The sequence below is a fragment of the Nereida sp. MMG025 genome (assembly GCF_021654165.1).
GTDB lineage: Bacteria > Pseudomonadota > Alphaproteobacteria > Rhodobacterales > Rhodobacteraceae > Nereida.
The window spans coordinates 1-11,783 of sequence record NZ_JAKFZN010000016.1 but is presented as its reverse complement, the minus strand read 5'-3'; the positions used below and the strand labels follow the sequence as shown (position 1 = coordinate 11,783).

Sequence of the window (11,783 nt, the reverse complement as noted above, 5' to 3'; positions counted from 1 at the left end):
CCCCTGCCCAAGTTTGGGCTAAATATCGAGGGGTGGTTTGAGGCGGTGCTTCGGGATTGGTTGCAGCGCAGAAATTGGTGTTGGAGCGCATTGGGTTTGGTGCAGGTATTGGAACACGCCTTGGCAGGAGTCTCTGTGCCGCAGCACTTAATAACTACCAAACTGGTGCTGCTGCAGGCCCTGCCATGCTTTAGGTTCCTTTACTCGCTGCGTCTTCACAGCTCTCCGCAAATGGAGCCCGCGTCATACCAGTTGAGGCGTTGCCACCGATTAACACATTTCCCGATCCGGTCGAATTTGCTCCACCGCAGTTGATAGGATCTCCTACGCGTCCCGCCTCCTTATTTATTGATCAACAAAGTGGGTGATCGTGACGATAAGTTGCGCTGGTGTGGCGGTTGTGGGCAAGCTGGACAGGGGTGCGGCGCATAAGTGTCGCCTTGGCGGACAGCTAGGATGCCATCAATATTGACGCAGCCTCAATAGGCGCGCATGTGTATCGCAACCGTTATTCAAACAGCCATTCGTGATTTCTGTACGTCCGAAGGGGAATGTGGTCTTGGACCTGCCTCAAGAAATTGCCACTTGCCACTCGTTTTAAATGAGCATCATTCAACGCAGAGCGACCGATGCTGCCTTCAGCCACATCAGTCGTGCTGTAAGACATATAATCATGAACCGCATTCGCTGTCGCAGAAGACCCCAAGGCATCTGTCTCGGACCAATCGACGTCACTGAGTTGGGTCATGCACATTCGTATTGCGCGCCCGCCCGGTAATTGTGTCAATGCCGTGCCTGTTCGGATATGAGTGGCAAGACCCAATACGGCGCCTCCACTCCCAAGAATAAAGCTTTCGGCATTGGGAAAACCATCACCTGTCATGGTCATTTGAATATTGGCTTTTCCGTTAGTGCGGTCCAACATCAAGAAAAATTGATTGGTCACATCAAGATCTGGAACGACGCCGTTATAGGGAACCCAACCACCCAGGATTGCCCCACTCCCTGGATCATCTGCAGCCTCATTTGAAAGTGGTCCACCTAAAACGGCATGACCGAGATCACTATCAGCCCCGTAAAAAGCAAAGTTTTTACCAGCATAGATGACCGTGATATTCACGGTTTGCTCGCCATCAACACGATATGCCGTGATGTTCGTAGGCTCGGAGTGACGTGGTTTTTTGCGTGGCTGAGAATAGTCGTTTTCCATGGGGGGGCATCTGGAATATCAATCGGTATGCGCGAAATTCTTTCAGCCGCCGAGCCCGCTGCATTCAATGCATGATGGACCACGGCGTTCGCAGAATGATCAGAGTCGCAGATTACAGACTCCGTGATCCCCGACTGCAGATTGACTGTCATTATGTGATAAATGCGGGCGGTCGCCGCTAAACTAAACGAAAAGCCACGATTGTCGCCCTCAAACCCCAGACCACCTAACCCGAAATTCTCATCAGGGTGGAACGATCTTGTACACAGTGTAATCGTGCTCACTGATACTCCCCCCAAGTGCCTTCTTTTAGCTGTTGGTCAGTAGGTGTGTAGACAATGGCCCCCTTAAATCGCCGCATATCAGGATTGAGATTCAATATGTTGTTTCCGAGTGCACGCACCAGCCTACTGTTCGCTTTCGTTGCTGCAGGGCCTGACAGGTGAATGACGGAAACATCAGGCCAATCATGCCGCCTGTCATTCGTGCGGTCATACCATCCACCATCACCAACCAAGATACGTTCAGTGACCAATCTTTTAGGGGTCGAAAGCCGGTAGTCAGGCACCAAGTTGAAACCAAAAGTGCCTCCTTCGGGATAATACATTTCGATGTAGCTGACGGGGCCAAAAATCTGGACGCCAAAAAGCTGGTCGTGCTTCGCGAGATGTGCGCGTTTCGCGTTGGAAGTGTCATCATCGGCCAGATTAAGACCTTCAAGCGCGCGCCATTCTGCTTCTGGAATAGGCACAGACCCGACGATGACTGTTCCACCGTTGTTCAACAGATCTTCTCCAACGTAAATTGTGAGGTGGCTTTTCAAGGCTGTATCCTTTTTTCCAGAAGAATAGGACGCCATGCCCCATACCGAAATCGTCCCCAAAACAAGGACCAACAGAGCAAGTCGTTTCAAAGAGAAGATTTTGCCCATCAATTCAAACCGATTTTACTGGCATTCAATGCAATATCTCCTGCAGCTTCTTCGCTGATATTACCGGACATATTGGTCGCCATATCCTTGCCGTTTATCAAAATTGTCCCATCAGATTTCATAATGATTTCGGCTGCACCGCAGCGTAGATGAATCGCCTCATGGGCATCCAACCGGTATTTTGCGCCAACAACTTGAGAGTGGTTTTTACCTGCTGTTTGGCGAACATTTTCTTGCACAGATTGAGAAAGGCTGGCTCCATATGTCAAAGTCGCCTCGCCTCCAACATTGGTTTGCCACGTTGTGCCTGCGGACATTGCAACACTCGACGTTGCGGTCAGCGCATAGTTGCCCCGCCCGGTTAGGTCCGGAAAGGACTTTTCAAAATCATAGGCAGCAAGCCGTATACCCTGCACATTGTCAGTAAGCGGTTTGCGCACAAATCCACCATGGGGGCCCGTGCCTACATTTATCGTCATGTCCATCCCGATGTTCTGTACATCGACCAAACGCACTTCGCGAAGGCTTGCTGCACCTATGGATTCAATTTTTGTACGATCCACGCGATTGGTCTGATGGTTTCGGACTTTTACGGTTTGATCAAGTTGTGCGTGTAAATAGACCTCCTCGCGCCCTTTCTCATCCTCGAACCGTAGCTCATTAAACCCCGTACCCTGATGCGTATCGGTCTTGAACGTTGAGCGCGTCTTATGTTTTGGCAACTCATACGGCGGCTTGTTCGCGCCGCTATACACGCACCCCGTCACAATCGGCTTGTCGGGATCGCCGCGCAGGTGTTCGACGATCACTTCCATGCCGAAGCGCGGGATGACCATGCCGCCCCATCCTTTGGACGCCCAGTTTTGCGACACCCGCACGCGCATGGTGTGGGCGGCGACGTCGTCCCAGTGGAACTTTACCAGGATGCGGCCGTGTTCGTCGCAATCGATCTCACCGTCGCCCACGACCACGGCCGTTTCGGGGCCCTGCACCCGTGGTCCAACGGTGCGCCGTTCGGGCCGAAGCGGCGTGTCGTCGGGGATCAGCACATATGCGCCGTCGTAGGGCGTCTCATCGCCGCCCGCGTCGCCTGAGCCAAATCCTTGCGCGCGGAAACGGTGCTCGGCCTTCAGGCATACGAACGTGCGCCCCGTCGCATCCGCCACATCGTCACCCGCCAGAGTCACGCGCCAACCTGCGCCCAAACTGACCACATCGCCCATCGCACGGTGGCGGGGCGCTTGGCCGCGTTCTGCGTCCAGTCGCGTGCTGACCACGCCGCGTCCTGCGCGATGTCTATAACGGTTTTGTTGTGAAATATCCGCATGTTACGGCGCAGGCCAGCCACATGAAGCCAGGGGCGCGGCACCAGATCATAGCGCCAACCGTTCTCGAACGCGCCGCGCGCTTCGGCCTCCACCACGATGCCGTCGAACGCGCGGGTGCCTGTGGCGTGGTCAATCTCAACAGTCGCGTGCGTGCCCAAAAGCGCATGCAGATCAAGCCCCGCATCAGGCGACAAAGCCTCAACCCGCCACTCAAAATCCCCCGACAGCTCCTCAGTGCCGTCCATGCGCAGCAGCACCAAAGTGCTTGCGCCGAGCGTCGTCGTGAGCCGCCCCTGACGATCCTGCTGGCTGAAATGACTGTTCATAAAAAGAGACCTGAAAATACAACTAATAAGAGAAAGTTAACGGCTTCCCTTCCGAAAAGGAAGCTATTTCAACTTTGTTTCCATCGTGCTGAACAAGCAGACCAAAACCACGGTTTGTTGAATGGCCTAGCGCGAAAGCCGAGGGTGGCGCAGACGCAGCGAAAGGCTGCAAACCCCGCTTTTGACGGTTCAATCAAGCCGCAATGAGTGGCCAGTTTGGTTGCCACCTGATTATGCTCGATCCAATGGCCGGTTTGGCAAGAAGCTCTTTGCATTCGAAAAGATCCTGCAACAAGCGCGAAGAAATGCTGCGTCAGAACAGCCGGAAAATGAAGTTCGGAAAAGCCCCCGTACCGGACATCCATCGCAGAGCTTTCAAAAGTCTGCTATGCGGACAAAGCTCCATTTCGCTGCGGCTGCGCCAAGGTCTGCTTCATCGATAGACAATAGGAACCCCACGTGTCACTAAAGATGCATGAAGACCTTCGCTCAGAACTTTGGTCGTAAGGACCAAAACCGAATTACCTTCCCGGTCTGAAAACCGGGCCGGGCTAACTCGTTTTTAAACGTCAACTGCGCACGTCGCGCTGAACAAGGTTATTCACATGTCCTCGACAACACCAACTCTGCACTTGTTGTGCGGAAAAATTGCTTCTGGAAAGTCCACTCTGGCTGCCAAACTTAGTCGTACGGTTGGAACTATTGTGGTTGCTGAAGATGAGTGGCTGAATGGTCTTTTTTCTCAAGAAATGGCGTCGATACAGGACTACATGCGGTGCATGTCAAAGTTTCGCGAGGTCATGGGACCACACGTCGTCTCATTGCTAAAAGAGGGAATTTCAGTCGTTTTGGACTTCCAAGCGAACACCATTGCTTCGCGTGATTGGATGCGGGGCATCTTGGAACAGACAAAGGCAGCACACAAACTTCACGTTTTAGATGTCCCTGACGAAGTCTGTATAGCACGGCTTCATGCTCGTAATGCGCAAGGTGATCATCCGTTCGCGGCAACCGAAGAGCAATTCCGGCAAATTTCAAAACACTTCGTCGCTCCTTCACCAGAGGAAGGATTCAATATCGTGTTGCATCATGTTGACGCAAAACTGTGAGCAAACCGGACCTTCGTTGATGGTGCAGCATTCGGTAAAGAGGGCTCAAACCCGTCGTTCGCTGCATCTTGTACCAATGTGTTCTAAATCAAATGAGTTTGCTGGCATCGGCAACTCTCGGCCGATACTGGACCTTTATTCTGATCTTAAAATGCTGCGGTTGCAGCCCGCATTGCTGACATTTGTGTAAGATGCAGGACACCAACCGATGTGAGTTCACACTCAGTATACAAGTGTGTCGTTTTACTGCGGGTGCGCTGATGTTCGGCGCGCTAGATCATAAACAGTGAAAGGCCTTAGGGAGGTTTTTCCACGCAGTTGGCGAAAAAGTACAAGCAGATTCCATTTCTGTGGATTGGTCGTTACAATTTCATCTTTAGGTTGCATGTATTGGACATCGTCATGAACAGTCACTTCAGCCAGCAGGACCGACAGGGCCGGCTTACGACATCGCTGGGCGCGGACAGCTGGTGCTGTTGCGGATGAATGGCACTGAGGAGCTGTCGGGGGATTTTGAGTGGCGGGTTGAGGCTTTGTCGCCTGATGCGGGGCTTGATCTGCACGCGCTTTTGGGCACGCACGTGACTGTTGAGATTGACCACGCCACAGGCACCCGCGCCTTTGACGGCATCGTGGTGGAGGCCGAAGCGCGCGGCGCGTTTGAGAACGGTTGGCGCTATGATCTGATCCTGCGGCCTTGGCTGCATGTGGCTGGCCTGCGACGCAACATGCGGATCTTTCATAACAAGACCGCAATCCAGATCGTGGAGGAGGTGCTGTCGGACTATGCCGATCTGAGCACGCCGCATCTGGATGTGCAGGTCAGTGAGGATTATCCCGTGCTCGAATACACCGTGCAATACGGCGAGAGCGACGCGGACTTCGTGCGCCGTCAGCTGGAGCGCCACGGCATCACGTGGTCCTGGCGCCACGAGACGGGATCGCACACGATGCTGCTCACGGATGCGAAAATCGCCCTGCCGATGATCCCGGGCGGCAGCCGGCCATTCTACGTCGCCGAGGGCTATCATCGCCATGAACAGGAGCATTTTCGGACCTGGTCCTCTGCGCGCCGGATTGCCACGGGGGCTGTGCGCCTGACCGAATACAACTTCAAAAGGGTTTATCCCCTTGAGACAAGTTTTACAGCTTAGTCACACGCTGCGGCCCTAAGACCGTTGACAGTTATAGCGTCGGCCTGCGTAACGAACACCATATTTAGAGGTTTGGTGATTCCAATGGCACAAGCAGATCGTATGGCAGAGGCGCAAGCAGTCGTTGAGGCTGAGCGTGAAGCTGTACGCGCTTGCGAGGCCGAGATTGCCGCATTAAGGCAGAACTTGCTGAATCACAACGTAAACTGGCTGAAAAAACCGCAAGCCTAGGAGTGGCTGAGCGGCTTGTGGCCATCTTTGACCCCAAGAATGACGCTTCAAGTGCTGCAACTAAGGCGTTGCCCAAGCGTCGCATGCGTCTTGGCGCGAAAAAGCGTGCGATTTACACATTAGTATCCAAGCAGGTCTGCACTATTGAGCAAATTGAAACGCACCTTACGGTTCTGCACGATACTGACATTGACCGCCGCTACATTCGTGACGTGGTGCGCGACGTAATCGCCGACGGTGACATGCAGGGAGAGATTGATCAGCAGTTCATTATGTCAGAAATGGGGCGAGAACTACTGGATAAAGCTCCCATTCCTGCTGACTATGAAGCATATCGTGATGCAGCAGAAATGCGGCAAGCAATGCGGGGTCTGCCTAGCGCTACCTCCAAAGAGAATGAGCCGCCCTTGGGCGGCTCAGAAACCGATGAGGCAGTAACCTCATCAAACGAAAGAACGAACTGGTCGTTCTGAACTTCCTGTTTGCCACAGGCCAGATCTCGCACTGGGAGCTGCGAGGAAAGTTTCTAGGAGGCACCATATGGAGCCATTAGAGAGTTCCCAGTCGGTGTGCGATGCGTTTGCATGGCTATCCGAGTGCAGGCTCCATTGGGAGGGTCACTTTGCGGGGAAGTCGAAAAGCTTCCCCGTTTGCGTTGAGGTATTGTATGCATTACAGTCAATTGTGAGTCAATATTCTAGGAGCGAGCCCAGCATGTTATCCTTGCGTGAAGCCGTTGAAAACGGGCGATTACAAGAGTTTATCGCCCAAGAAGAAGCCCGTGGAGTGGCGTCAATTGCGGGGGCAGAGTTCGAAAACACCGCCTCAATTGTTATTAAAACGCCGCAACCAGACGATCAAACATCAGGTTCACTTCATCCCGATGGTTCGCCCGAAAAGTGAACTCATCAAGATAACGCTTCATCCACTTTTGCGAGATTGAAACGTGTGTGCCGCGAATTGAATGTTTGAAGTGACGCCAGAAGCTTTCCACGTGGTTCGTGTGGTGTAGTTGTTGCGTCTCATAGTCATAGATTGCCCACTGCTTTTGTCCGTGCTTAACAGCACCGTGCGTGTAGCCTTCCATTTTCAGTAAGCCATAAGAAAGCAGTTCATCAGTTGATACCGTAGTGCCAGCCTCAACGTTCTTAAGGGTCTGTTCCCGCAACGTGTTCATTTTCACGTTCGGGATAATTTCAGTGACAAGATTGCCGCCACGCTCTTTGAAGCCCATCACAATGGTCTTGCCGGCCGCGCCGCGACCACGTTTGCCAGGGCGCTTGCCGCCCACATAGGCTTCATCAATTTCTACATGGCCCGAAAGCAGCACTTGAGCGTCATGATTGCTCATTTGCTCACGGATTTTGTTTCCGATGCGCCAAGCTGTTTTGTAGGTCACGCCAAGCTGGCGTTGCAGTTCTTTGCCAGAAACGCCGTGGCGTGTCGAAACAAACAGATAAATCGCATAAAACCACGATTGCAGCGGTGTGCGAGTGTCTTGAAAGATGGTGCCAGCCGTGGGATAGACGTGATCCCCACAAGAGGCGCAAGCCCAAGCACGACGCTCACCCGTGCGGTGAAAGGTGCTCTCAACACCACAGGCACGACATACGTGACGCTCGCCAAAACGAACCTTGAAGATGTGCTCTAGACAAGCCTCATCATCGGGGAAACGCTTGAAGAAGTCGCGCACACTAAAATCGGGGGATGCTGATTTGCTCTTTTCCATGCACCATAAATAGCAAATCAACTTACTTGCGTCAGGGGATAAACCCCATATATTGATATAGCACTTAGTCCCCGCTGTTATCGGTGGATTGCTATACGTTGGCATTGCAAAAACCTTCTCCAGATCGGACGAGCAAAAGAAAGAGGAGCTCAAACCAGCTCTTGCCGGCCTTGAGCTATCGGTGTTCTGTGGAATTCTACTCGCAACAATTGTCATTGCTTGGCCGTCGATACGGTTTCCGCAACTACTATTGTTTGAATATGACTTTGGGTTTGTTCTGGCGTCCGCTCTACTTTTCAGCCTGTCGTTCTCAGGCTCAGGGGTAGCTGGCATTAGAGCGGGTCGAAGGCTTTGGCATCCACAAGAAGTTGAAGAAAATATGCCAGCTAGTGTTCGGGTGTCAGCTTGGAGGGAGTCATTTGGATCACTTCTGGCGGCGATTGTTACCGGTGTTGTAGCTTCCTTAATTGCAACGCTGTCTGGCGCATAAGAATGATAGTACGTGCAGCATTTATTTCGTTTATAGGGTTCTTGCTAATTGGCTCAATTGGGCTTCTTTCCGCTCTAAAGGACGGGTCCGATATCTCAGCAAGCTTGGTTGATCGAACTACAGGACTTACTTACTCGCAACGAGGTTTTGAGGCATTGGTGTTCGCGTCAGCAAGATCGGTGCCGCATCTCAGAACTAGAACGTCCAACAACACAATTTATGATGCGGAATTGGGCCGCAGAGTTGTGGTAAACTCAAGTGTTTCGCTCGATTTTACTGCCTTTGAATTCTGTAATTATACTGGACCTCTAGATGCGTACTTTGCCCTCGCAATCATTGGCGTCGAGAGTTTTAACCGCCCTAAATGGCGGCGATGGTTGGACCATACAGTATATAAGCTGAATGGATCCGATTTGCAGTCCAGTTTATCCTTTGGGCCGATGCAAATGCAGGTGCGTAACATCCACAAACTGGTTAGCGGGGTAACGGGCGAGCAAATAGCTGATGAAGTAACCTACAAGGTGATTGAGCGCCTTGAAGCAGTACCATGTGAGGCGATTGATCTTGTCGGCCGGTATTTGGAACCTTATTCGAAGGATATCAAAGATGTGCTGACTTTTGATGAATATCGTAGGCGGCTGGCCAATGTTTACCGATCTGGTCAACCTGACAGAACCGACCGAAATCTCTACACAGATGCTATCTTGGCAACTCATAAATATTTGAAGGATCAAGACCGTGATCGTGGTTTTACAAGAATGACGTCTCAAAGTTTCTACTCGAAAAAGTATCGTATTGGGTTTTGGGATATGAGCCAAGCTCAGGTTCGACACATTTCTGGGGACCATTGTCTCGGCGAAACGGAAGGCTCTGTTCTGCTCATTGGGGGCCGAAAATCGGTGCCTCGGGAAAGTCTTAAGGCCTTTTCAAAGAACAAAGGATTTGCGGCAGGGTTTGAACAAACTGCCGAGCTATTCCCTTCAGCCATGCAATGGGACAATGAACGTCTTGTGGTTGAGCTGAAGGCCAATCACCGCGAGCAATTGAGAGAAAAAATCTATGCCGAAAGGCAAGGTATCCAAAACAGTGCGCAGCCCCGATCTCCCGATCTCTCGAAATTGCCCGACTTGGATGCAGTAACGCATATCACATTATGTTCAAAGGATGGGCTTTAAACATTGGCTAGCCATCACCAAATGCCCCAGATATGCGCACTGCCCTTTCCACTGCGTGTCTTTTTTGAGAAGCAGCGACACCATGCAAGCGTTGGCCTGCTTGGTGAAAATGCGGAGTGACCTTACGACGTTGGTATAGGTTTTCCCGATCGGTTCCGAAACGCAATCTTGGTACCATCCTCGTATTCTAGATAGGTTTCTTGAGTATCTATGAGGTCCAACAATTTCGCATTGTCCAAGTCAGCATTTGCAGCCTCAAGGAGCTGTTCAAGCCGTGCAACAATTTCAATATTGGTATTGCGCATAAACGGCGCCAGTTCGTCGTCCTCAAAAAACAGGGGACCAAAGAGAAACGCGCAAACGCACCAAAGGAATACAGCGTCTTCGTTCTCATGGCCAAGTGCAATAGACTGCTTTTCGTTTTCAGCCACGAATGCCAGAACCGCATCTGGATTCTGACAATCGGGCATATCTGGAAATGCATTCAGGATGAAATTTGTGATCTCAATTCGGAACGCCTGACGACAACAGTCCATCAGCCTTGCGTATTGATGCGCCCCGATTGTGCGGAAAGGGTCTGCAATTCGGTAGGTGTCATCTTCGGGCGGTTCATACGGTAGTGTGTGCCATTCCGTCACCCAATTGGTGGTGTTCAGCACCCCAATTTGCAAGGATCCGTTGCTAAACACATAATTGGTCCAGCCCACTGAAACATCTGTAATGGCAGCAATCCCTTCAATGCCGTCAAAGAAATCGGCCCATTGTTCGGGAAAACCTGTGCGCATAAAGCAATCAAAAGTGCGCCCGTCAAAGTACCGAAAAAATACGGGCTGGTCGTTGTCAGGCAGCATCACGGACTGAAAGCGCTTTAGGCTGATGCGCAGGGCTGCGATATCGAGCGTGCTGAAGATCGCTAAGCCAAGGCGCTTATCTACGCCGTCGCGCAACCAAATTGGGATGACATCGGGCCGCAGACTCAGATCTACAAGCAGAGGAGCGCGCATATGTGCCTCATGCTTGTCATCTTGCGGCAGGCCTGTCAGCGGAAGCCATCCGGCATCTTGGCTGCGCACAAGTTCTACCAAATCTGATTGCCAGCTTCCATCTAGAGCCAAAAACGAGCCCACGCCTCTCTGTCGATTATCATCGAGCCACGCTTCAAGAATATTCTCAAAGTCCTGTACGGCTATTTGATGTTCCATCCGTCACCTTCCACAAATTCAAATCACCACTGACTGTGATCATAGGCTGGCAGCCCGAGCGTGGCACGGACACCGTCGTCGTGGGTGATCATGTGCAAAACGGCTTCGTCTTCGGGCAGGTCCGTGCGCAGCCATGCGTAGCCTATGTCAGCATAGTTCACATAGAGCCTGTGTTGTTGGGGGAACGCTTCGAGAATTGCTAGGACAACACGATAAAATTCGCGCGGTGTTATGCCTTCGGCAATGATACCGAGTTTGTCCTTTGTTGGTATGAGAAGGCGAAACGCGTCAGGCGGGGCCAGTGAAATTTCAAAGCCATCCGGGTCTTCACGGGTCACCACGATTGTGAGCTGCTTATCGATAATTTCAAAAAGCGTTTCCATATCATAGTTCAGTTCGGCTTCCTCGCCTGTAGCATCGTCGTGTGCCGCGAGAATAAGGGTGTGCGATAGGTCCATCATTCTGGTCAGATAGGCGCGGTCTTCTTCTGATAGGTCCTGCATCTGATTTCTCCTTTTGATCAGTCTTCCAAGTTTCGCATAGCACGGTCGAGTTCCGCAGCCGCTTCTTGAGGGATTGGCTGCCAGCGCACGATGCCCCTGATGTTATTGGTGCGTAATAATCCTAAATAATATGCGATGGGTCCACCTCGTCGGCTGCATACAACGTCTAGGCCTATGTTCCAGCATGGCTGAGCTGGTGGCGCTGGGTTATTGCAAACCATACCATAGCGAGCGAATTGACGAATGGTTCTTCCAAGCCCTTGCCCAGATGGCACATAAGGTGTCCCTGGTGGCGATGACCTCAACGGCATCTGATATTTCGCTTCTTGGAGCCAACACCGCGCATGCATTTCTCCATCCGCTTCCTGCCTCGCTCCAGTTGCAGAGCGAGCAGT

General features: G+C 51.9%; 15 protein-coding genes. 8 read left to right on the top strand and 7 right to left on the bottom strand.

The window, feature by feature from the left end; translation table 11 throughout:
• Window positions 1–508: 508 nt before the first annotated feature.
• The 4 genes from L1065_RS15335 to L1065_RS15320 form a co-directional block, all read right to left on the bottom strand.
• Entirely contained in the window at window positions 509–1,210 is a 702-nt protein-coding gene (locus L1065_RS15335) for a hypothetical protein (RefSeq protein WP_237096386.1), read from the bottom strand.
• A gap of 280 nt (window positions 1,211–1,490) precedes the next feature.
• Window positions 1,491–2,141, bottom strand: a complete 651-nt coding sequence (locus L1065_RS15330) for a hypothetical protein (RefSeq protein ID WP_237096385.1) — start codon at window positions 2,139–2,141, stop codon at window positions 1,491–1,493.
• The gene (locus L1065_RS15325) at window positions 2,141–3,418 is read right to left on the bottom strand and encodes a type VI secretion system tip protein TssI/VgrG (RefSeq protein WP_237096384.1); all 1,278 of its coding nucleotides are present in this window, start codon (window positions 3,416–3,418) and stop codon (window positions 2,141–2,143) included. The genes L1065_RS15330 and L1065_RS15325 overlap by 1 nt, the downstream gene beginning before the upstream one ends.
• A complete protein-coding gene (locus L1065_RS15320; RefSeq protein ID WP_237096383.1) occupies window positions 3,325–3,795 on the bottom strand; it encodes a contractile injection system protein, VgrG/Pvc8 family in 471 nt (156 codons plus the stop codon). Before L1065_RS15320 ends, L1065_RS15325 begins: the two co-directional genes overlap by 94 nt.
• 203 nt (window positions 3,796–3,998) lie before the next feature.
• Between L1065_RS15320 and L1065_RS15315 the strand changes: the two genes are divergently transcribed.
• The 5 genes from L1065_RS15315 (at window position 3,999) to L1065_RS15295 (ending at window position 6,762) form a co-directional block, all read left to right on the top strand.
• Entirely contained in the window at window positions 3,999–4,238 is a 240-nt protein-coding gene (locus tag L1065_RS15315) for a hypothetical protein (RefSeq protein WP_237096382.1), read from the top strand.
• Window positions 4,239–4,400: 162 nt separating this feature from the next.
• Window positions 4,401–4,904 carry an ATP-binding protein gene (locus L1065_RS15310; protein WP_237096381.1) on the top strand — a complete coding sequence of 168 codons (504 nt, stop codon included), beginning with the start codon at window positions 4,401–4,403 and terminating at the stop codon, window positions 4,902–4,904.
• A 482-nt stretch (window positions 4,905–5,386) separates the two neighbouring features.
• Complete coding sequence (locus L1065_RS15305) at window positions 5,387–6,058, top strand: type VI secretion system Vgr family protein (protein WP_237096380.1); 672 nt, start codon at window positions 5,387–5,389, stop codon at window positions 6,056–6,058.
• A gap of 84 nt (window positions 6,059–6,142) precedes the next feature.
• Window positions 6,143–6,289, top strand: coding sequence for a hypothetical protein (locus L1065_RS15300; protein WP_237096379.1), 147 nt, complete (start codon window positions 6,143–6,145; stop codon window positions 6,287–6,289).
• A gap of 2 nt (window positions 6,290–6,291) precedes the next feature.
• Window positions 6,292–6,762: a hypothetical protein gene (locus tag L1065_RS15295; protein ID WP_237096378.1), complete on the top strand. Its 471-nt coding sequence runs from the start codon at window positions 6,292–6,294 to the stop codon at window positions 6,760–6,762.
• 362 nt (window positions 6,763–7,124) lie between these two features.
• On the opposite strand, the gene L1065_RS15290 is transcribed toward L1065_RS15295, so the two are convergent.
• A complete protein-coding gene (locus L1065_RS15290; protein ID WP_237096377.1) occupies window positions 7,125–8,018 on the bottom strand; it encodes an IS1595 family transposase in 894 nt (297 codons plus the stop codon).
• An 88-nt stretch (window positions 8,019–8,106) separates the two neighbouring features.
• On the opposite strand from L1065_RS15290, the gene L1065_RS15285 reads away from it, so the two are divergent.
• The gene (locus tag L1065_RS15285; protein ID WP_237096376.1) at window positions 8,107–8,508 is read left to right on the top strand and encodes a hypothetical protein; all 402 of its coding nucleotides are present in this window, start codon (window positions 8,107–8,109) and stop codon (window positions 8,506–8,508) included.
• 2 nt (window positions 8,509–8,510) lie between these two features.
• Complete coding sequence (locus L1065_RS15280) at window positions 8,511–9,683, top strand: hypothetical protein (RefSeq protein ID WP_237096375.1); 1,173 nt, start codon at window positions 8,511–8,513, stop codon at window positions 9,681–9,683.
• Window positions 9,684–9,805: 122 nt separating this feature from the next.
• Here L1065_RS15280 and L1065_RS15275 read toward each other — a convergent pair whose 3' ends face one another.
• Together L1065_RS15275 and L1065_RS15270 are read right to left on the bottom strand one after the other, a co-directional pair.
• Window positions 9,806–10,885 carry a DUF4123 domain-containing protein gene (locus L1065_RS15275; RefSeq protein ID WP_237096374.1) on the bottom strand — a complete coding sequence of 360 codons (1,080 nt, stop codon included), beginning with the start codon at window positions 10,883–10,885 and terminating at the stop codon, window positions 9,806–9,808.
• 23 nt (window positions 10,886–10,908) lie between these two features.
• Window positions 10,909–11,388, bottom strand: a complete 480-nt coding sequence (locus L1065_RS15270) for a hypothetical protein (protein WP_237096373.1) — start codon at window positions 11,386–11,388, stop codon at window positions 10,909–10,911.
• A 184-nt stretch (window positions 11,389–11,572) separates the two neighbouring features.
• Between L1065_RS15270 and L1065_RS15265 the strand changes: the two genes are divergently transcribed.
• Window positions 11,573–11,783 (top strand): hypothetical protein (locus tag L1065_RS15265; protein WP_237096372.1); only part of this gene is annotated, 211 nt, incomplete at its 3' end.

Coding starts and splice junctions, on each gene's coding strand:
- L1065_RS15280 (WP_237096375.1), top strand. CDS start 8,511: ATGATAGTACGTGCAGCATTTATTTCGTTTATAGGGTTCTTGCTAATT.
- L1065_RS15290 (WP_237096377.1), bottom strand. CDS start 8,018: ATGGAAAAGAGCAAATCAGCATCCCCCGATTTTAGTGTGCGCGACTTC.
- L1065_RS15310 (WP_237096381.1), top strand. CDS start 4,401: ATGTCCTCGACAACACCAACTCTGCACTTGTTGTGCGGAAAAATTGCT.
- L1065_RS15330 (WP_237096385.1), bottom strand. CDS start 2,141: ATGGGCAAAATCTTCTCTTTGAAACGACTTGCTCTGTTGGTCCTTGTT.
- L1065_RS15300 (WP_237096379.1), top strand. CDS start 6,143: ATGGCACAAGCAGATCGTATGGCAGAGGCGCAAGCAGTCGTTGAGGCT.
- L1065_RS15320 (WP_237096383.1), bottom strand. CDS start 3,795: ATGAACAGTCATTTCAGCCAGCAGGATCGTCAGGGGCGGCTCACGACG.
- L1065_RS15335 (WP_237096386.1), bottom strand. CDS start 1,210: ATGGAAAACGACTATTCTCAGCCACGCAAAAAACCACGTCACTCCGAG.
- L1065_RS15305 (WP_237096380.1), top strand. CDS start 5,387: ATGAATGGCACTGAGGAGCTGTCGGGGGATTTTGAGTGGCGGGTTGAG.
- L1065_RS15315 (WP_237096382.1), top strand. CDS start 3,999: ATGAGTGGCCAGTTTGGTTGCCACCTGATTATGCTCGATCCAATGGCC.
- L1065_RS15275 (WP_237096374.1), bottom strand. CDS start 10,885: ATGGAACATCAAATAGCCGTACAGGACTTTGAGAATATTCTTGAAGCG.
- L1065_RS15270 (WP_237096373.1), bottom strand. CDS start 11,388: ATGCAGGACCTATCAGAAGAAGACCGCGCCTATCTGACCAGAATGATG.